This is a genomic window from Comamonas sp. w2-DMI, assembly GCF_040187735.1.
Lineage (GTDB): Bacteria > Pseudomonadota > Gammaproteobacteria > Burkholderiales > Burkholderiaceae_C > Comamonas > Comamonas terrae.
On the sequence record NZ_JBANEL010000015.1, the window covers coordinates 55,638 to 73,942 of the forward strand.

The 18,305-nt window shown below is 68.5% G+C and carries 15 protein-coding genes and 2 pseudogenes; 1 reads left to right on the plus strand and 16 read right to left on the minus strand.

Annotated elements, in window-relative coordinates; genetic code table 11:
* Positions 1-53: 53 nt before the first annotated feature.
* The 16 genes and pseudogenes from V8Z74_RS16065 to V8Z74_RS16140 all read right to left on the minus strand — a co-directional run bounded on the left by V8Z74_RS16065 (position 54) and on the right by V8Z74_RS16140 (position 17,616).
* Positions 54-1,028, minus strand: a complete 975-nt coding sequence (locus V8Z74_RS16065; protein WP_349710153.1) for a VOC family protein — start codon at positions 1,026-1,028, stop codon at positions 54-56.
* Positions 1,029-1,037: 9 nt separating this feature from the next.
* A pseudogene (locus V8Z74_RS16070) lies at positions 1,038-2,512 on the minus strand (aldehyde dehydrogenase).
* Positions 2,513-2,523: 11 nt separating this feature from the next.
* Positions 2,524-4,218, minus strand: a complete 1,695-nt coding sequence (locus V8Z74_RS16075) for a thiamine pyrophosphate-binding protein (RefSeq protein WP_349710154.1) — start codon at positions 4,216-4,218, stop codon at positions 2,524-2,526.
* Entirely contained in the window at positions 4,211-5,011 is an 801-nt protein-coding gene (locus V8Z74_RS16080) for an SDR family oxidoreductase (RefSeq protein WP_066480946.1), read from the minus strand. The genes V8Z74_RS16075 and V8Z74_RS16080 overlap by 8 nt, the downstream gene beginning before the upstream one ends.
* On the minus strand, positions 5,004-5,861 hold the full coding sequence (locus V8Z74_RS16085; RefSeq protein WP_349710156.1) for an IclR family transcriptional regulator: 858 nt from the start codon (positions 5,859-5,861) through the stop codon (positions 5,004-5,006). The genes V8Z74_RS16080 and V8Z74_RS16085 overlap by 8 nt, the downstream gene beginning before the upstream one ends.
* 13 nt (positions 5,862-5,874) lie before the next feature.
* Complete coding sequence (locus V8Z74_RS16090) at positions 5,875-6,645, minus strand: SDR family oxidoreductase (protein ID WP_502879560.1); 771 nt, start codon at positions 6,643-6,645, stop codon at positions 5,875-5,877.
* A 335-nt stretch (positions 6,646-6,980) separates the two neighbouring features.
* Positions 6,981-7,718 carry a 5'-methylthioadenosine/adenosylhomocysteine nucleosidase gene (locus tag V8Z74_RS16095; protein ID WP_349710158.1) on the minus strand — a complete coding sequence of 246 codons (738 nt, stop codon included), beginning with the start codon at positions 7,716-7,718 and terminating at the stop codon, positions 6,981-6,983.
* Positions 7,719-7,818: 100 nt separating this feature from the next.
* The gene (locus V8Z74_RS16100) at positions 7,819-8,817 is read right to left on the minus strand and encodes a Bug family tripartite tricarboxylate transporter substrate binding protein (RefSeq protein ID WP_349710221.1); all 999 of its coding nucleotides are present in this window, start codon (positions 8,815-8,817) and stop codon (positions 7,819-7,821) included.
* A 219-nt stretch (positions 8,818-9,036) separates the two neighbouring features.
* Positions 9,037-9,834 (minus strand): annotated as a pseudogene (locus V8Z74_RS16105) (aspartate dehydrogenase); the annotation flags it as partial.
* A gap of 45 nt (positions 9,835-9,879) precedes the next feature.
* Positions 9,880-10,686: an IclR family transcriptional regulator gene (locus V8Z74_RS16110; RefSeq protein ID WP_349710159.1), complete on the minus strand. Its 807-nt coding sequence runs from the start codon at positions 10,684-10,686 to the stop codon at positions 9,880-9,882.
* A gap of 2 nt (positions 10,687-10,688) precedes the next feature.
* Complete coding sequence (locus V8Z74_RS16115; protein WP_349710160.1) at positions 10,689-11,570, minus strand: alpha/beta fold hydrolase; 882 nt, start codon at positions 11,568-11,570, stop codon at positions 10,689-10,691.
* An 8-nt stretch (positions 11,571-11,578) separates the two neighbouring features.
* The gene (locus V8Z74_RS16120) at positions 11,579-12,109 is read right to left on the minus strand and encodes a cupin domain-containing protein (RefSeq protein ID WP_066480961.1); all 531 of its coding nucleotides are present in this window, start codon (positions 12,107-12,109) and stop codon (positions 11,579-11,581) included.
* A 305-nt stretch (positions 12,110-12,414) separates the two neighbouring features.
* On the minus strand, positions 12,415-14,091 hold the full coding sequence (locus V8Z74_RS16125) for a long-chain-fatty-acid--CoA ligase (RefSeq protein ID WP_349710161.1): 1,677 nt from the start codon (positions 14,089-14,091) through the stop codon (positions 12,415-12,417).
* A 225-nt stretch (positions 14,092-14,316) separates the two neighbouring features.
* Positions 14,317-15,381 carry a class II fructose-bisphosphate aldolase gene (gene fba, locus V8Z74_RS16130; protein ID WP_066480964.1) on the minus strand — a complete coding sequence of 355 codons (1,065 nt, stop codon included), beginning with the start codon at positions 15,379-15,381 and terminating at the stop codon, positions 14,317-14,319.
* Positions 15,382-15,520: 139 nt separating this feature from the next.
* A complete protein-coding gene (locus V8Z74_RS16135; protein ID WP_066480966.1) occupies positions 15,521-16,909 on the minus strand; it encodes a histidine kinase dimerization/phospho-acceptor domain-containing protein in 1,389 nt (462 codons plus the stop codon).
* On the minus strand, positions 16,906-17,616 hold the full coding sequence (locus V8Z74_RS16140; protein ID WP_349710223.1) for a response regulator transcription factor: 711 nt from the start codon (positions 17,614-17,616) through the stop codon (positions 16,906-16,908). Before V8Z74_RS16140 ends, V8Z74_RS16135 begins: the two co-directional genes overlap by 4 nt.
* Before the next feature lie 107 nt (positions 17,617-17,723).
* Between V8Z74_RS16140 and V8Z74_RS16145 the strand changes: the two genes are divergently transcribed.
* Complete coding sequence (locus V8Z74_RS16145) at positions 17,724-18,269, plus strand: phosphatase PAP2 family protein (protein ID WP_349710163.1); 546 nt, start codon at positions 17,724-17,726, stop codon at positions 18,267-18,269.
* Positions 18,270-18,305 lie beyond the last annotated feature (36 nt).

Sequence of the window (18,305 nt, forward strand, 5' to 3'; positions counted from 1 at the left end):
GTGGGTTGTGGAATCGTGGAGGGTGGGATACCGGCCGGTGCCGTCAATGCCTCTTAATGCTTTTTATCGGTCAGGAACTTGCCGTCGGCGGCGCCCGCGCCCTTCTGGCGGCGGGTGTTGCCGTCCAGGCCGCCGTCGATCGCCCATTCGGCGAACACCGTCGGGCCGGGCTCGAAGTCGCGCGGCTGCCAGTCGCCGGTCAGCTGGTCCTCGTCGGCGTAGTACTCGACCAGCGCGCCGGCCGGGTTCTTGAAGTACCAGAAGTAGGCCGACGACACGGGGTGGCGGCCCGGGCCGAGCTGGGTGTCCCAGCCGCAGCGCGAGATGTGCATGCCGCCGCCGAAGACCTCGTGGATGTCGCGCACGGTGAAGGCCACGTGGTTCAGGCCGGCGTGCCTGTCGGGGCGCTGCAGCAGGAAGATGTCGTGGTGGCCGCCATCGGGCGCGGTGCGCAGGAAGGCGCCGCGCTCGGGGTAGCGGTCCGAGGCCGCGAAGCCGAAGTTGTCCACATAGAAGCGCTCGCAGGCCTGCACGTCCTTGACGAAGAAGACCACGTGGCCGACCTCGATGGGCTGGGCGCGCTCGTAGGCCGGGCTGGCCTGGTTGATGCGGCCCTTGCGGCTCCAGGTGTTGTACTCGGCGCTGGGCACCTCGACGTCGCGCTTTTGCGTGACCTGCAGGCGCACGGCCAGGCCGTTGGGGTCGGTGCAGCCGATGCGCCCTCCGTTCGGGCCGCCCTGCTTCACGAAGCCCGGCAGCTGTGCAATGCGGCCTTCGTAGAGCGCGAGGTCGGCTTCGCTCTCCACCCCCCAGACCACTTCGCGCAGCGTGGGGCCGGCCTCGATGGCGGGCGGCAGGTCGGGGTGGTTGGTGGCGGCCACGATCACGCGGCAGCCGTTCAAGGTTTCGAACACCAGGCGGTCGGCCTGCTCCTCCACCAGTTTCAGGCCCCAGTCGAGGAAGAACCGGCGGCAGGCCGCCAGGTCGTCGGCGCCGTAGCTGATTTCGTCAATGCCCAGTACGCTCATGATCTTTCCTTAATTTGCCCAGGCCAGGGGATTGGCGTTCAGACCCCAGTACAGGCTCTTCTGCTCCATGTACTGCTGGATGCCCATGCGGCCCTTTTCGCGGCCCAGGCCGCTGTCGCGCCAGCCGCCGAACGGCGTGGAGATGGAGAACTGCTTGTAGGTGTTGATCCACACGGTGCCGGCCTGCACCGCGCGGCCGATGCGCCACGCGGCCTTGTAGTCGCGCGTCCAGATGCCGGCGGCCAGCGCATACACGCTGTCGTTGGCCTGCTCGAGCAGCGATTCCTCGTCGTCGAAGGGCATGGCCACGAGCACGGGGCCAAAGATCTCCTGCTGGCAGATCTGGTCGCTGTTGGTCACGCCTTCGAGGATGGTCGGGCGGTAGTAGTAGCCGCGCTCGTACTGCGCGCCCTCGGGGCGGTGGCCGCCGGTGCGCAGCCGGCCGCCTTCGGACAGGCCCAGCGCCACGTAGCTCTCGATGGTTTCGCGGTGCTTGGCGGTGATCAGCGGGCCCATCTGGGTGCGCTCGTCGGCCGGGTCGCCCACGCGCAGCTGCGCGGCCTTGGCCGTCAGGCGCTCCATGAAGTCGCCATAGAGCTTCTTGGCCACGAACAGGCGCGAGCCGGCGATGCAGGATTCGCCCGAGGAGCTGAAGATGCCGTAGAGCACGCCGTTGACGGCGTGGTCGAGGTCGGCGTCCTCCAGCACCATGGTGGCCGACTTGCCGCCCAGCTCCAGCGAGACGGGCATCATCTTGTCGGCCGCGATGCGGGCGATGTGCTTGCCGGTGGAGGTGCCGCCGGTGAAGGACACGCGCTTGACCAGCGGGTGCTTGGTGATGGCGTCGCCGATCACCGAGCCGCGGCCGGGCAACACGCTGACCATGCCCTTCGGAACACCGGCTTCCTCGCAGATCTTCGCCAGCTCAAGCGCCAAGAGCGGCGTGGCTTCGGCGGGCTTGACGACCACGGCGTTGCCGGCCGCCAGCGCGGGAGCGAGCTTCTGCGCCTCGCTGGCGATGGGCGAGTTCCACGGCGTGATGGCCGCGACCACGCCCATGGGCTCGTAGACGCTCATGGTCATGAAGTCGCCGCGGGGCGGCGTAAGGGTCTCCTCCATGGTCTCGCAGCGGCCGCGAAATACTGGAAGGTGCCGGCGGCGCTGGCCACCAGCGCGCGCGTCTCGTTGATGGGCTTGCCGTTGTCCAGGCGCTGCAGCTGGGCCAGCGGCTCGGCGCGCTCGCGGATCAGCTGGGCCACGCGGTGCAGCACGGCGGCGCGCTCGTGCGGCTTCTTGCGGGCCCAGCCGCTGGTGCGGAAGGCCTGGTCGGCCTTCTGGATGGCCTCTTCCACATCGGCCAGGCTGGGGGCGCGCAGGCGGCCCACGATTTCGCCGGTCGCGGGGTAGAGCGTGGCGGACTCGTCGCCGCCGCCCAGGCGCCATTCGCCGGCGATGTTGATGGGGAGCAGTTCAAGGTTGGCCATGGTGAAACTCCTCACTGCGCCTTGGTGGTGGCCGGGATCTGGTCGAGCTTGTTCACCGGCGGGCCCGAGAACGCGGTCTTGAAGCTGCCGATGGCGCGCATGTCGATCTCCAGCAGGAAGGGGCCTTCCTGGTTCCAGGCGGACTGCAGCACGGCGGGCAGCTCCTGCAGGTTCCCCACGCGGGCATGGGGCAGCTGGATCGAGGCGCACAGCTGCGCATAGTCGGGCGTATGCAGCTCCACATAGCAGCGGCGGCCGCCGTAGGAGGCGTCCTGGATGTTCTGGATCACGCCATAGCGCTGGTCGTTCATCAGCACGATCAGGGTGTTGCACTTTTCCTGCACCAGCGTGGCGAGTTCGCCCAGGTTCAGGATGAAGCCGCCGTCGCCGGCCAGGCCCAGGGTCTTGCGGCCCGAGCCGGTCTCGGCCGCGCCGATGGCCGCGCCGATGGCCATGGGCATGCCCATGCCGATGCCGCCGCCCGTGGCGTGCACGCCGGCGTTGGGCTCGAAGAAACGCAGCTCGCGATTGCCCCAGGTGCTGTTGGAAACGGTCACGTCGCGCACCCAGTTGAACTGACGGCCCGCCACCTGCTGCAGCTGCTGCACCAGGGCGCTGTAGGGACCGAGGCCGTCGTGCAGCGTGGCCACCACTTCCTTGTGCGTCTGGCGCAGGTCGGCCAGCAGTTCGGGGTCGGCCTGGTAGCCGCGCGCCTCCAGACGGTCGGCCAGGCCCGCCAGGGCCAGGGCCGAGTCGCCGCAGACAAAGCCGTCATCGATGTAGCAGCGGCCCTGCTGGGCGGCGTCCACGTCGATGCGCAGCAGCGGGCGCGGCAGCTTGAGTTCGTACTTCAGCGTCTCGTTGCTGCGCAGGCGCGTGCCCACGGCCAGCATGGCGTCGCAGCGCTGGTAGAAGGCCTCGACGGGCTTCTGGATGTTGTAGGCGCCCAGCGAGGCCGGATCGTCCTCGGGCACGATGCCGCGGCCCTGCACGGTGGTGACGATGCCGAAGCCCAGCTTCTTGAGGCGCTCCACCTGGGGGCCCGCATGGCGTGCGCCGCCGCCCAGCCACAGCAGCGGGCGCCTGGCCTTGGCCAGCGTGTCGGCCAGCGCGTCCAGCGCAGCCGGGCTGGGCGCCGCCGCCGTCACGGGCAGGGGCGACAGGTCGGCGGGCATGTCGATCAGGGCCTGCTGGATGTCGATCGGAATTTCCACGCTCACCGGGCCGGTGGGCGCGGTCATCGCGGCCTGCACCGCGGCCTTGAGCGTGGACAGGCAGGTCTCGGCGCTGCGCACGCGGAAGGCCGCCTTGGAGACGGCGCCCAGCATGGTCAGCTGGTCCGGCGCTTCGTGGATGTACGACAGCTTCTGGTCGATGTACTGGGTCTCGATCTGGCCCGTGATGTGCAGCAGCGGCGTGCCGGCCGTATAGGCTTCCACCAGGCTGCCGGCGATGTTGCCCGCGGCCGGGCCGGTGCTGGTGATGCACACGCCCAGGCTGGAGGTGGAGCGGGCGCAGGCGTCGGCCATGTTGCCGGCGCCGGCTTCGCCGCGCGCCATCACGAAGCGCACCTTGCCGCGCGCATGCAGCGCGTCGAGGATGGGCATGTTGTGGATGGAGATCACGCCGAATGCGGCCTTCACGCCGCAATGCTCGAGGAATTCGGCGATGACGGCGCCAACGGTGATTTGGGGGGTGTTAGGCATGGCGGGAAAGGCCTCCGGAAACGTCGATGTGGCTGCCGGTCGTGTACGACGACAGCGGCGTGGCGAGATAGAAAATGGCGCGGGCGGCTTCCGCGGGCGAGCCCAGGCGGCCCAGCGGAATGGATTTCTTGCGGGCGAGGTCGGCGCTCCACTGCTCCCAGGTCTGGCTCCGGTCCTCGCGGGCCTCGAAGCGGCGGCGCCACTGGCCGGACTCGATGAGGCCGACCAGGATGCCGTTGACACGTATGCCCCTGGGCGCGAATTCGGTGGCCATGGAGCGCACCAGGTTCTTGAGGCCGGCGCGCGCGGCCGAGGTGGCGACCATGTGCGGCTCGGGCTGGGAGGCCAGCAGCGAATTCACGCAGACGATGGCCGAGCCCTCGCCGCGCTCGAGCTGCGGCAGAAAGGCGCGCGTGGGATGCAGCACCGAGAAGAACTTCAGGTGCAGCTCCTCGGTCCAGGCTTCGTCGGTGGTGCTTTCGAAGGTCGAGACACGGCCCTGGCCTGCGTTGTTGACGAGGATGGAGGCCGGGCCCAGGGCCGCCTCGCAGTCCTGGGCGAATTGCCGCACCTGGGCGGCGTCGAGCACGTCGCAGGCCTTGGCGAACAGCCGCTCGCGCGCCGTGGGATGGATGTGCAGCAGATGCTGCACGGCCTGCTCCAGGCGCTCGGGGTTGCGGCCGCACAGGGCCACGCGGGCGCCCCGGGCCAGCAGCAGTTCCACCGTGGCCAGGCCTATGCCCGAGGAGCCGCCGGTGACGACGGCCGTGGCGTCGAGTTGGTAATCATGCATGGCCGCCTCCTGCGCGCCGTGAAGTGATGGACAGAACCTGCGCGCTGGTCTGCGGCCGGTAGTTGAGCAGCTCCGACAGCTCGTCGGCCGCGGCGCATACGCGCGGCACCAGCTGCGCCTGGCGCTCGGGATCGATCTGGGCAGAGGCCAGGGTCACGCCCAGGGCCGCGACGACGCGGCCGCTGTGGTCGCGCACGGGCGCCGCGATGGTGGAGATCGAGCTTTCGTAGAAGCCCGCGCCCGCGACATGGCCGCGCTCGCGGTCGGCCTGGACCAGGTCGAACAGCTCCAGCACCGTCCTGGGCGTCTTGGGCGAATGGCCTTCCAGGTGCTCCTCCGGATAGAGCGCGCGCAGCTCGGGCAGCGACAGGTCGGCCAGCAGAATGCGGCCCAGCAGCGTGGCGTGGGCGGGCAACCGCGTGCCCACGCGCACCGAGCTGGTCAGCGGCGTCGGCGGGGTGACCTTGGCCACGTAGACGATGGAGCGGCCGTCGCGCACCACGATGTTGCAGGGGACGCGGATCTCGTCGCACAGCCGCGCGATCACGGGCTGGCCCAGCTCGGTCAGGTCCATGGAGGACAGGAACTCGAAGCCCAGGCGCAGCACGGACAGGCCCAGCCGGTAGTCGTTGCCGCCTTCGGCGCGCTGCAGAAAGCCCATGGCTTCCAGCGTGTTGAGCATGCGGAACACCGTGGCGCGCGGCAGCTGCAGGCGGCGCGCCAGCTCGGGCGCGCCCAGCGTGGCGTTGTCGCGGCCGAACTCCTGCAGCAGGCGCAGGCCGCGCTCCAGCGCGGGCACCATGTACTTGTCGGAGCCGCCGTCGGCGGTCGCGTTGTCGTTGTCGCTCATGGCGGGCCTGCGCTCAGTTCATGACGAAGCCGCCGTTGACGGGCAGCACCTGGCCCGTCACGAAGCGGGCACCGTCCGACAGCAGATAGGCCACGGCGCCCGAGACATCCTCGGGGCGCTGCTCGCGCTGCAGCGCGCGCTGGTCGATGTAGAGACGGTGGCGGTGCTCGGGCACGTACTCGGTGGCCTCGACCAGCACCAGGCCGGGCGCCACGGCGTTGACGGTGACGTTGTCGCCACCCATTTCGCGGGCCATGGCATGGGTCATGGCCATGACGGCGCCCTTGCTGGCCACGTAGGCCATGAGGTTGGGCGCGCCCCACAGCGCGGTGTCGGAAGCCAGGTTGACCACGGCGCCGCAGCCGCTGTCACGCAGCGCGGCGCGGCAGGCGCGCGTCATCAGCCAGACGCCGCGCACGTTGACGTTCATTACCTGGTCCCACTTCTCGAGGGCGATGTCGTCCATGCCCTTGCCGCCCGAGTCGGTGACGGCGGCGTTGTTGACCAGGCCGTCCAGGCCGCCCAGCAGCTTGACGGCCTGCTGCGCGCACTGGTCGATGGAAGCGGGGTTGCTGGCGTCGAAGGCCGCGCCATGGGCCTGCAGGCCCTGGCTGCGCAGCTGCTCCACGGACCGGGCCAGCAGCTCCTCGCGCAGATCGGCCAGCACGACCTGCGCCCCCTGCGTGCACAGCGTCTGCGCAAAGGCAAAACCCAGGCCGCGCGCGGCGCCGGTGACGAGAATCCGGCGCCCTGCGAGCGATCCGGTGGGTTGCGTGGTGTTCATGCTCATTCTGCCCTGTTTTGTTTCAAATATGAAATGACACTTTTTTCTTGAAACAGATGGCAGTTTAGTGACGATCAAATCGGGCAACACCACGGGAAAACCCGTAAGAGATACAAAAAATAACGCGCCCCGCGGGCGCAAAAAAACCGCGGCAAGCGCGGTGGGGAAAACAGGGTTCGCCCAAGGAACCGGCGGCAGCCCCGGCAGGGCATGGCGGAGTCCTGGTTTGATAGCGGATAGCGCGCACCAGCTCATGGCTTCATGCAGGAAACCAATCAGGATTCAGTCGGGACAGGTGCCAGCCGCTATCAAAAAGCTGAGGCAAGCGCAGGACACTATGCCAGCTGGCGCAGAAAGTCCGACACCACCTGCTGGGCGTAGCGGCTGGCCACGGTGCGCACGAACGTGGAGAAGTCCACATGGGCGCTGTCGTCGGCGCGGTCCGAGATGGTGCGCATGGCCGCGAACGGCACGCCGTAGTCGAAGCAGGCCTGGGCCACGGCCGCGCCCTCCATCTCCACCGCCAGCACATCGTGGCCTGCGGCCTGCAGCTCGCTGCGCAGGCGGTCGCTGGCCTGGCGCGAGCCCACGAACCGGTCGCCGCTGGCGATCAGCCCCTGGTGCACACGGGCCGAGGCATGGGAAGCGACGATGCCGGCCTGGACCGCGCCGGCCGCCGCCCGCGCCAGGGCGTCCGTCATCGCGCCGTCGCTGGCCAGCGTGCTGCGGCCGTAGCCCGGCATTTCCCAGCGCGGAAAGATCGGCGAGGCATCCATGTCGTGCTGCAGGAACTGGCGCGCGATCACCACGTCGCCCACGTTCACGCCCTGCCCCATGCCGCCGGCCACGCCGGTGAACACGATTGCCCGCACGCCGAAGCGCTCGATCAGCGCCGCCGTGGTGGTGGCTGCGGCCACCTTGCCTATGCCCGACAGCGCGCACACCACCTCGTGCCCGTGCAGCCGGCCCCGCCAGAATTCGCGCCCCGCATGGCGAAGGCTCTGCATCCCGTCCATGGCATCCACCAGTCCGTGTTGTTCTTCGGCAAGAGCACTGAGGATGGCGATGGTCATGGGCGTGGTGATTCCGGAACAAGGGGGGAAAAGACAAAAAGCGGCACGGGGCCGCTTTTTGTCGGGGCGCAAGAACGCGATTAGAGCACCAGAACGGCTCTCATTGCGCCACGATGTGGTGGCTCTTGACCACGGGCGCCCACAGCGCGGTCTCCTTGCGGATCAGCTCGCCGAAGGCCTCGCCCTTGACCACCCAGGGCGTCATGCCCTGCGCCTTGAGCTGGTTCTGCGCCGCCTGGGTCTTCATGATCCTGTCGATGTCCTCGGCCAGCTGCCTGACCACTTCGGGCGGCGTGTTCCTGGGCGCCAGCACGCCGTACCAGGACGAAACCGCAATGCCCGGGATGCCGGCCTCGGCCAGCGTGGGCACATTGGGCAGGAAGTTCGAGCGCGTGGCATCGGTCACGGCCAGCGCGCGCAGCTTGCCCGACTGCACATGGGGCAGCACGGTGGGCATGTTGGCGATCAGCATGGGGATGGTGCCGCCCAGCGCGTCGTTCAGGCCCTGGCCCGAGCCCTTGTAGGCCACGTGCATGATGTCGGCGCCCGACTTGTCCTTGAACAGCTCGCCGGCCAGGTGCAGGCTGGAGCCCACGCCGGGCGAGGCATAGCTGATCGAATCGGGCTTGGCCTTGGACAGCGCCACCAGTTCCTGGATGGTCTTGGCCGGCACCTGGGGATTGACGGCGATCACGTTGGCGGCGCGGCCCATGGAGGCCACGGGCACGAAGTCGCCGAACACGCTGTAGGGCAACTTGGGCATCAGCGTGGGGTTGATGGTCAGGTTGCCCTGGGGCACGACCAGCAGCGTGTGGCCGTCGGGCTTGGCGCGCTTGACCATGTCGATGCCGATGTTGCCGTTGGCGCCCGGGCGGTTGTCCACGATGGCGGCCTGCTTGTACTCCTCGGTCAGGCCCGTGGCCAGGATGCGCGAGAGGATGTCCACCGCGCCGCCGGCGGGAAACGGCGCAATGATGGTGAACTGTCCGCTGGACAGCTGTTCGGTGGCGCCAGCGGCCCACGCGGGCGACATGGCCGCGGGCAGTGCGGCGGCGCAGGCCAGCGCCAGGCAGGATTTGAGGAATGCGGAACGTTGCATGGTGTGGTCTCCTCGGAGAACGGAAATTTCAGAAAGGCCCCGGGTCCCTGCGCATCGGGCTTGATGCAGCGCAAAGGCCGCCAGGCTGCGGCATGCCACCATGGGCGCCATGCTCAAATGGGCATGCGTCTGCGCGCATTTCCGCGAGGGCGCGGGCAAGGCGGATGCCAGGGGCACGGCGCATGGTGAAACCCTGCGGGGCGGGTCGGGGTCGGATCTGATGGCCAGCGAGGCCACGTTGTTGAGCACGGCGCGCACCACGCTGTACACGGTCAGCGCCGAGGTCTTGGGATTGGCCGCCAGCGGCTTGCCGCGCATGGTCAGCTCCATGGCGCCGAAGGCGCCGCGCGCCTCGACGTGGTGCACGTTCTCGGACACGGCCGGGTCCGCGAACAGGCGCACCATGGTCTTGTCCAGGCCCAGGCCGGCCAGCGACAGCGTGGCCGCCACATTGGCGTTCTTGGGGTAGAGCTGGGCCGCCTCGCGGGCCGTGCCTTCGAAGATGCAGAAGGCCTCGGTCAATGCGGCCAGGTCGCAGGCCTGCTCGGCCGGCGTGCCGCTCCAGGCCTTGGGCGGCTTGCGGCCCGTGTAGACCACCGAATCCAGCCCGCCCACGCGGGCCGCGGCCAGCGCATCGATGCCGCCGATGGCGCCGGACAGCAGTTGCACCTGGGTCTGGCCGGCCTCGGCCGCCGCCTGCACGCGCTCGGCCATGCCGGGTGCGCTCAGCGCACCGATGGACGCGACCACCGCCGGAATGCCGCGCGCCAGCGCGGGCAGCACATGCTCCTCGATGGCGCCATGGCCCGCGCACTCCACCATCAGGTCGGGGCGCGCGTCGGCGGGCAGGGCGGGCAGGATTTGCGCCTGCGGGGCCAGGCGGCCCACGGTTTCCTGGATCGCAGCGCCGGCCTCGGGCACCAGCACCCAGCGCACCTGCAGCCGGGCGTCGCCGCTCAGCAGCTCCAGAACGCTGGAGCCAATCGCGCCGCAGCCAATCAATGCAATGTTCTTCATTTCAATTTCCTGAAAAATGCGCTGGCCCGGCGTTGCTCCAGGCTGTCAGCGCAGGAAGTCCGGGTGCTGCTGGCGCAGGTGGCCGGACAGGGTCTCGGCCGCCTCGCGCACCTGCTGCGCCCAGCGCTGGGTCTTTTCGGGCACCAGTTCGGTGAACGGAATGGCCATGGCCAACCCCGCCACCACCCGGCCGTCGGCGCTGCGCACCGGTGCGGCGATGCTGGAGATGCCGGGCTCGTAGAAGCCCTCGCCCATCGCGTAGCCGCGCTCGCGGTCCTGCACCAGCAGGCGCATCAGTTCCTCGACGTTGTGCGGCGTGCTTTCGGAAAACTGGGGCAGCTCCTCGCCGCCGAAGATTTCGCGCAGCTGCGCGGCATCCATGTCATGCAGCAGGGCACGCCCGAGCACCGTGGCGTGGGCCGGCAGGCGCGAGCCCACGCGCACCGCGCCCTGGAAGGCGCCGGGGGGCGTGATGCGCGCCACATAGACCACCGAGGTGCCGTCGCGCAGTGCCAGATTGCTGGTCATGCCCAGCGCATCGCACAGGCCCTGCAGCACCGGCTCGGCCAGCTGCGCCAGCGGCTGGGTCGACAGATAGTCATAGCCCAGGCGCAGCACGGCCAGACCGAGGCGGTACTCGGTGCCGCTGCGCTGCAAATACCCCGAGTTTTCGAGCGTGGTCAACATGCGGAACACCGTGGAGCGCGGCAGCTGCAGGCAGCGGGCCAGCTCGGGCGCGCTCCTTACGGGCTGCGCCGGGCTGAAGCAGGCCAGCAGGCGCAGGCCGCGCTCCAGCGCGGGCACGGTGTAGCGGTCGTTGTCGTTGGTCGAAGTCTCGAGAGTTTCGTTCATGGCTATGGGCTGGTGCTCTGGTTCAGCAAAGATGCCAGCTTTTGCGCGATCACCCCAGGCTGTTCCACGGGTGAAGCATGGCCGGCGGCCGCTAGCGTACCGTAGTGCGCGCCCAGCAGCTCGGCCCAGGCCTTGCAGGCAGCCGGGGGCGTGACCACGTCATGCTCGCCGACCCAGACCTGGACCGGCATGGACAGCTTGCCGGCCGCCTGCCCCAGGTCGCTGCCGCACAGCAGTTCCACCGCCTGCGCATAGCCGCCCGCATGCATGCGGGCCGTGTTCCAGCGCACCCATTCGCGCACCGCCTCGGTCGCCTGGTCCGAGACCAGCCGCTGGTCGATCACGGCGGCCAGTCCGGCGACGCCCTTCTCGGCCAGCGACGCCAGCCGGCCCTGGTGCACCTTGGCCCGCTGCTCGGCCTTGGCCGGCGCGCCGTAGCCGCCGGCCGGGCTGATCAGCACCAGCTGCTCGATGAGGCCGGGCTCGGCCGTGCAGGCCAGCCGGGCTGCCATCAGCGCTCCCAGCGAGTGGCCGACCAGCACGCAGCGGCGCAGGCCCAGAACGTCCAGCGACCGGGCCAGTGCCCCGGCATAGTCGGCGTCGGTGGGTGCCGGCTGCGCCAGCGGCGTGGAGGCGCCGTAGCCCGGCGCATCCCAGGCCAGCACGCGCGCCTGGCTACCCAGCGGCAGCGCCACGTCCAGCCACGAGGCCGCGCCCGAGCTGATGCCGTGCAGCAGCACGACCGCAAACCCGGCCGCAGCATCGCCGGCCACATTGCCGGCCTCGCGCCAGGCGACCTCGGAGCCGTCCGGCAACTGCACCAGACGCTCGGGAAAGCCGGCCTGCAGCTGCTGCACCTTGAGGGACAGCGTGTCCTGCGTCATGGCCGGGCTCAGCGCTTGATCTTGGCCAGCGGGTGTTCGGGCGGATAGGTCGGGGTGACGGGCTTCTTGGAGCCCAGCATCACGCACATGAGCGCGTCCTCGTCGCCGATGTTGATTTCTTCACGATACACGCCCGGGGGCACGGAAACCACGTCGCGGTCGGTCAGGATGGTCTCGAAACGCTCGCCGTCCTTCTCCAGCACCAGCTTGATCTTGCCGCGCATGATGAAGAACACTTCTTCCACGTCCACGTGCAGGTGCGACGGGCCTTCATGGCCGGCCGGGATCACCATGGTGGAGAACGTGAAGTGCTCCGAGGGAATGGTGTTGCTGTCGGATGCCACGCCCGTGCCGCCCGTGCCGATGTAGCGCATCTGGCCGCGGCGGTACTTGGGGTCGTAGTCGGCCTGGAACTTCAGCGCGTCGAAGTCGTACTTGCGCGTGGAAAAGCGCGCGATGCGCGTGTTCATCCAGTCTTCAAAGCTGGCGCCCTCGGGGCGGTCCCAGCTGCGGGGGGTGTTCTGTGTGGAGTCTGTCATTTGTCTCTCCTGTAACCGCTGACACATGGCAAAAGCCTTCCGGCTTTTGTTTTACCAATAAAACACAGTTCAGTTGGTGAAACAATTATAGAAAGACTCCCGCTGCATCCACAAGTACGGGATGTCACTTATATGCAGGGCCGAGAGGAGGCGCGGGCGAAAACAGGCCTCCAGCTTCTTTCTCTTAGGCGGCGGCGCCCGCCCGGGCCGGCGCCGCCGGAGATACCTTTCCCGGATGGCCCGGCCATAAAAAAAGGGTGCTTGACGCACCCTGTGAATTGCCTTGGAAGACAAGATGAAATCAGTCACGCATCGCGCAGCTCCCGCCGCAGGATCTTGCCCACGGGGGTCTTGGGCAGTTCGTCGCGGAACACGATGATGCGCGGGCGCTTGTAGCCCGTGAGGTTGGCCGCGCAGTAGTCGCGCACGGCCTGCTCGGTCAGCGACGGGTCCTTTCTGACGATGACCAGCTTGATGGCCTCGCCCGACTTCTCGTCGGGCACGCCCACCACCGCGCATTCGAGCACGCCGGGGCAGTTGGAGACCACGTCCTCCACTTCGTTGGGATAGACGTTGAAGCCGCTGACGATGACCATGTCCTTCTTGCGGTCCACGATCTTGAAATAGCCGCGCTCGTCCACCGTGCCGATGTCGCCGGTGCGCATGTAGCCGTCCTCGGTGAAGACCTTGGCCGTCTCGTCGGGCCGCTGCCAGTAGCCGGCCATGACCTGGGGGCCCTTGACGGCGATCTCGCCGGTCAGGCCCGGGCGGGTCATGTCGTTGCCGGCCTCGTCCACCAGCTTGATGTAGGTGCTGGGCAGGGGCACGCCGATGGTGCCCGAGAACTCCTTGGAGGTCACCGGATTGCAGCTGACCGTGGGGCTGGTTTCCGACAGGCCGTAGCCTTCGCAGATGGGGCAGCCGGTCTTTTGCAGCCACAGCTGGGCCACGGCGCTCTGCACGGCCATGCCGCCGCCCACCGAGACCTTGAGATGGGACCAGTCGACGGTGTTGAAGTCGGGATGGTTGGCCAGGCCGTTGAACAGCGTGTTCACGGCCGGGAAGCTGTGGAAGCGGTGCCTGGACAGTTCCTTGAGCGTGGCCTTGAGGTCGCGCGGATTGGGGATGAGCACGCTTTTGCCGCCCGTGCGCATGGACAGCATCATGTTCACCGTGAAGGCGAAGATGTGATAGAGCGGCAGCGCGCAGATGCTGGTGGGCTGCTCGCCGGCCGGCACCTGTTTCATCACGGGCTCGTTCCAGGCCTCGGCCTGCAGCACGTTGGCAATGATGTTGCGGTGCAGCAGCACGGCGCCCTTGCTCACGCCCGTGGTGCCGCCCGTGTACTGCAGCAGCGCCATGTCGTCGGGATGGATGGCCGGCGCGGTAAAGGGCGCGCCGCGCCCCCTGGCCAGCGCGCGGTTGAAGCGCACGGCTCCGGGCAGCTCGAAGGGCGGCACCAGCTTCTTGACCGAGCGCACCACGTAGTTGACAAGCGCGCCCTTGAGCAGGCCCAGCTCGTCGCCCATGGCGCACAGCACGATGTGCTCGATGGCGCTGCCCTGCATGCCGTCCTGCAGCGTCCTGGCGAAGTTCTCGATGATGACGATGGCCTTGGCGCCCGAATCCTTGAGCTGGTGCTCCAGCTCGCGCGCCGTGTACAGCGGGTTGACGTTGACCACCACGAAGCCCGCGCGCAGCACGGCGGCCACGGCCACGGGGTACTGGGGCACGTTGGGCATCATCAGCGCCACGCGGTCGCCGCGCACCAGTCCCAGGCCCTGCAGATAGGCGGCAAACGCGCGGCTCTGGCGGTCGACCTGGCCATAGGTCAGCTCCTTGCCCATGAAGGAATAGGCCACGCGATCGGCGTACTTGTCGAAGGCCTCCTGCATCAAGGCCACCAGCGAAGGGTATTGCGACGGATCGATGTCGGCAGGCACACCTGCCGGATATGCGCCCAGCCATGGACGGTCACTCATGCTGCTTGTCTCCGGTTGCGAATCGCTCAATCCGCGCATTGTCATAAAAAGCACGATCGTTCGATACTGTACTAACCCTAGTATTACCCCCTAGTTGCCCAGGCGACAGCACCGCCTCGCAACAACTCCAGAACGCCGAAAGCCCGCAGGCTTGCGCCTGCGGGCTTTGTATGTTTTCGCTCTGCGACGCTTGCACTGCAAGCGCCTGCAGCTATCAAATCGTGATCAGTTCACGACTTGGGCCAGTTCGCCGGCGGCGTATTTCCTGGCCATCTGTTCGAGGCTGTAGCCCTTGATCTTGGCACCCTGGCCTTCGCAGCCGAATTCCAGGTAGCGGGCCTTGCAGACCTGCTTGGCGGCTTCGCGGGCGGGCTTGAGCCATTCGCGGGCATCGAACTTGTCGGGGTTCTCGGCCAGGAACTTGCGCACCGCGCCGGTCATGGCCAGGCGGATGTCGGTGTCGATGTTGATCTTGCGCACGCCGTACTTGATGGCTTCCTGGATTTCCTCCACGGGCACGCCGTAGGTTTCCTTCATCTTGCCGCCGTACTCGTTGATGATGGCCAGCAGTTCCTGGGGCACGGACGAGGAGCCGTGCATCACCAGGTGGGTGTTGGGGATGCGGGCATGGATTTCCTTGACGCGGCTGATGGCCAGGATGTCGCCCGTGGGCTTGCGCGAGAACTTGTAGGCGCCGTGGCTGGTGCCGATGGCGATCGCCAGCGCATCGAGCTGCGTGGCCTTGACGAACACGGCAGCCTCCTCGGGGTCGGTCAGCATCTGGCTGTGGTCCAGCTTGCCGGCCGCGCCGATGCCGTCTTCCTCGCCGGCATCGCCGGTTTCCAGGTTGCCCAGGCAGCCCAGTTCGCCTTCCACGGTGGCGCCGATCTTGTGGGCCATGGCCACGACCTTCTGCGTCACATCCACGTTGTAGTCGAAGGACGAGGGGGTCTTGCCGTCGCTCATCAGCGAGCCGTCCATCATCACGGAGCCGAAGCCCAGGTTCAGCGCGCCCTGGCACACTTCGGGCGTGGTGCCGTGGTCCTGATGCATGACCAGGGGGATGTGAGGGTACATCTCGGCGGCCGCCAGAATCAGGTGCTTGATGAAGGGCTCGCCGGCGTATTTGCGGGCGCCGGCGCTGGCCTGCAGGATCACCGGTGCGCCCACTTCGTCGGCTGCCGACATCACGGCCTGGACCTGCTCCAGGTTGTTGACGTTGAAAGCAGGAATGCCGTAGCTGTTTTCAGCGGCATGGTCGAGCATTTCGCGCATCGAGATAAGAGGCATGGTGGGTTCCGTCCAAAGTTGTGAGAGGCAACGCCCCTGGCGTTGTGTCGCTGCAGCGCCCTGCACGGCAGCGGCCCGGGGAAGGAAAGCGCCAGGGCCCTGACAGAGGCTTCTGGTAACCGCTTGGTAACTGCCGATTTTAACCGGCCGAAGGGATTTCCATGCGGTAACAGGTGGTGAAGCCCTGCGGGGCCGGCGCCGCGCCGAAGCTGCCACCATGGGCCTGCAGCACGCGGGCCACGATTTCATGGCCCAGGTGCAGGCTGTCCGCCGGCGGGGCCACGGGCGAGCCGCCCAGGCGGCGGCCATCGTCGCAGACCTGCATCCAGGCGCTGCCGTCGTCGCCCTGGCCGGCCTGCACCTCGACCTGGGTGCCGGGCGGCGTGTGCCGGATGGCGTTTTCCACCAGATTGCGCAGCGCCGACTCGAGCAGCACGGCATTACCACGGACCCACAAATGCTCCGGCGCGCCCACGGACAGGCTGTCGTCGCGCTGCCAGGCCGCCTGCGCCTGGGCGGCGGCCACTTCGCGCGCCACGCCGGCCCAGTCCACGGGCTGCAGCGGGCTGCCCTGCATGCTGCGCCCGGCGCGGGCCAGCGCCAGCAGCTGGTCCAGCACATGGCCGGCATGCAGCGCATCCTTGCCTATGCGCTGCAGCGCCTGGCGCAGGCCGTCGGTCCCGGCCTCTGCTTGCGCCCGGCCGTCCTGCGCGGACGCCAGTGCCTGGGCCTGCAGCACGATGGAGGCCAGCGGCGTACGCAGTTCGTGCGCCACCTCGTTGGCCAGATTGCGTTCGCGCTCCAGTGCCTCCTGCTGCCGGTCCAGCAGCGTGTTGATGGAATGGACCATGGGATCGAGCTCGCGCAGCACATGTTTTTCGGACAGGCGCTGGTCCTGCGACAGGTCCAGCTGCGCCACCGCATGCGACAGGGTGGTGACCGGACGCAGGCCGCGGCGGATGGCGATGCCCAGCGCGATCACGATGGCCGGCAGCAGCCAGAAGCCCGGCGTGACCATCTGCAGGGCGATATCGTCGGCTAGGCTGTCGCGCTCGTCCAGCGCCACCATCACGGTGACCTTGGCGGTCCCCTCCTTGTTCCACTGGGTGAAGCTGCGCCATGCGCTTTGCGGGGCCAGCTTGAGCGTGGCAAAGCCCTGCTCGACATCGAACTGCGGCAGCGGCGCATTGCCGGTGCGCGAGATCAGCTCGCCCTTGGCGTTCCACAGCGTCACGCTCAGGGATTCCTGGTAGTCATGCGCGCGCAGCCAGGGCGGTGCCTGCACCGGCGTGGTCTCGTCGCGGGCCACATCGCCATGGATGTCCCAGTTCAGCACCAGGGCCGCGACACTGGCCAGGTGGCCGTCGGTCAGCTCGTCCGCCTCCTGCACGCCGGTCTGGTAGCCCCAGACGACAAAGCTGCCCCAGACCAGCGCCATGGTGCCCAGCATCCAGGCCAGCAGGTGCAGGAACAGGGAGGGCCGGCGCGGCGCGGCGCGGGCGGCATCCGGCGGGCTGGCGGGCTTCATGCCGGCTCCAGCGGCAGGAAATAGCCCACGCCGCGCATGGTGACGATGCTGCGCTGGCCCAGCTTCTTGCGCAGATGGTGCACATAGACCTCCACGGCATTGCTTTCCACCGCATCGCCCCAGTTGTACAGATGCTCCTCGATCTGCTGGCGCGAAAGCACGCGGCCGCGGGCCTGAACCAGGGCCCATAGCACCGCGAATTCGCGCGGCGAAGTCTCCACCAGCCGGCCGCCCTGGCGCACGGTGTGCGCGGCAGGGTCGATTTCGAGCGCGCCGTAATGGATCACCGGCGAGGCCTGGCCCGCGGCCCGGCGCATCATGGCGCGCAGGCGCGCCTCCAGCTCGTCCATGTCGAAGGGCTTGACCAGGTAATCGTCAGCGCCCAGGTTGAGGCCGGCCACGCGCTCATGGATCTGGTCGCGGGCCGTCAGGATCAGCACGGGCGTGGCCGGATCGGGCAGCGCGTCCAGCCCGGGCCGGGCGGAACCGGGCCGATGCCGCACCGCGCGCAGGCGGCGCACGATATCGCTGCCGTCCCCGTCGGGCAGGCCCAGGTCCAGCAGCACCGCATCGAAGCGCGCCGTGCCCAGCGCATGCCAGGCATCGGCCACGCTGGTGCAGATGTCCACCGCATAGCCGCGCTGCGTCAGATTGGCCCGCAGCCCGGCCGCGATGCCTTCGTTGTCTTCGACCACCAGTATTCGCATCCCCGCATTGTCCACACAGAAGACGGCCTTGCCCGCACCGCCTGCAATACGCCTGTCAAACAAAAGCCCCAGCATGGGCCACCACCGTTTGCCGGAAGCTGCCCGCGATGCTTTTCTTCGACCCACCCGTCTATGCGCTGCTCAATGCCGATGCGCAGACCTGGCCTGCCAGCATCGAGGCCGCGCGCCTGGCTTCGGCCTGGCTGCCGGGCCTGGCCGGCGGCGCGATGGCACTGGCCCTGTGGCGCGGAACGCCGGCGCTGCGGCGCACGCTGGCGCTGCTGTTGCTGTCCATGGCGGCTGCCTGGTGCGTTGCGCGCCTGATGCGCTGGGGCTGGCCCGTGCCGCGCCCCGCGCAGCTGGACATGGGCATGCAGTGGATAGGGCACGGCACGCGGGCCGGCTTTCCCAGCATGCATGCCTGCGGCGCCTTTGCACTGGCCCAGGCCCTCAGCCTGGGCTGCACCCGCCACCGCCGCATCCTGGTGTGGCTGGCCTGGGGCGCCGCGCTGCTGGTTGCCTGGAGCCGCGTGCACCTGGGCGTGCATTTCCCCTCGGACGTGCTCGGCGGCGCCATTGTCGGCATCTGCTGCGCCCGGGCTGTCTGGGGCCTGCATTACCGGCTGCGCGGCTTTTCCCTGGGGCCCGCCTAGCGCCCCGCACCTGCTTCTGGCGCACGCAATCAGGGG

Excerpts from the sequence above, each read along its gene's own strand:
- V8Z74_RS16065 (WP_349710153.1), bottom strand. The coding sequence starts at position 1,028 with ATGAGCGTACTGGGCATTGACGAAATCAGCTACGGCGCCGACGACCTG.
- V8Z74_RS16075 (WP_349710154.1), bottom strand. The coding sequence starts at position 4,218 with ATGCCTAACACCCCCCAAATCACCGTTGGCGCCGTCATCGCCGAATTC.
- V8Z74_RS16080 (WP_066480946.1), bottom strand. The coding sequence starts at position 5,011 with ATGCATGATTACCAACTCGACGCCACGGCCGTCGTCACCGGCGGCTCC.
- V8Z74_RS16085 (WP_349710156.1), bottom strand. The coding sequence starts at position 5,861 with ATGAGCGACAACGACAACGCGACCGCCGACGGCGGCTCCGACAAGTAC.
- V8Z74_RS16090 (WP_502879560.1), bottom strand. The coding sequence starts at position 6,645 with ATGAACACCACGCAACCCACCGGATCGCTCGCAGGGCGCCGGATTCTC.
- V8Z74_RS16095 (WP_349710158.1), bottom strand. The coding sequence starts at position 7,718 with ATGACCATCGCCATCCTCAGTGCTCTTGCCGAAGAACAACACGGACTG.
- V8Z74_RS16100 (WP_349710221.1), bottom strand. The coding sequence starts at position 8,817 with ATGCAACGTTCCGCATTCCTCAAATCCTGCCTGGCGCTGGCCTGCGCC.
- V8Z74_RS16110 (WP_349710159.1), bottom strand. The coding sequence starts at position 10,686 with ATGAACGAAACTCTCGAGACTTCGACCAACGACAACGACCGCTACACC.
- V8Z74_RS16115 (WP_349710160.1), bottom strand. The coding sequence starts at position 11,570 with ATGACGCAGGACACGCTGTCCCTCAAGGTGCAGCAGCTGCAGGCCGGC.
- V8Z74_RS16120 (WP_066480961.1), bottom strand. The coding sequence starts at position 12,109 with ATGACAGACTCCACACAGAACACCCCCCGCAGCTGGGACCGCCCCGAG.
- V8Z74_RS16125 (WP_349710161.1), bottom strand. The coding sequence starts at position 14,091 with ATGAGTGACCGTCCATGGCTGGGCGCATATCCGGCAGGTGTGCCTGCC.
- fba (WP_066480964.1), bottom strand. The coding sequence starts at position 15,381 with ATGCCTCTTATCTCGATGCGCGAAATGCTCGACCATGCCGCTGAAAAC.
- V8Z74_RS16135 (WP_066480966.1), bottom strand. The coding sequence starts at position 16,909 with ATGAAGCCCGCCAGCCCGCCGGATGCCGCCCGCGCCGCGCCGCGCCGG.
- V8Z74_RS16140 (WP_349710223.1), bottom strand. The coding sequence starts at position 17,616 with ATGCGAATACTGGTGGTCGAAGACAACGAAGGCATCGCGGCCGGGCTG.
- V8Z74_RS16145 (WP_349710163.1), top strand. The coding sequence starts at position 17,724 with ATGCTTTTCTTCGACCCACCCGTCTATGCGCTGCTCAATGCCGATGCG.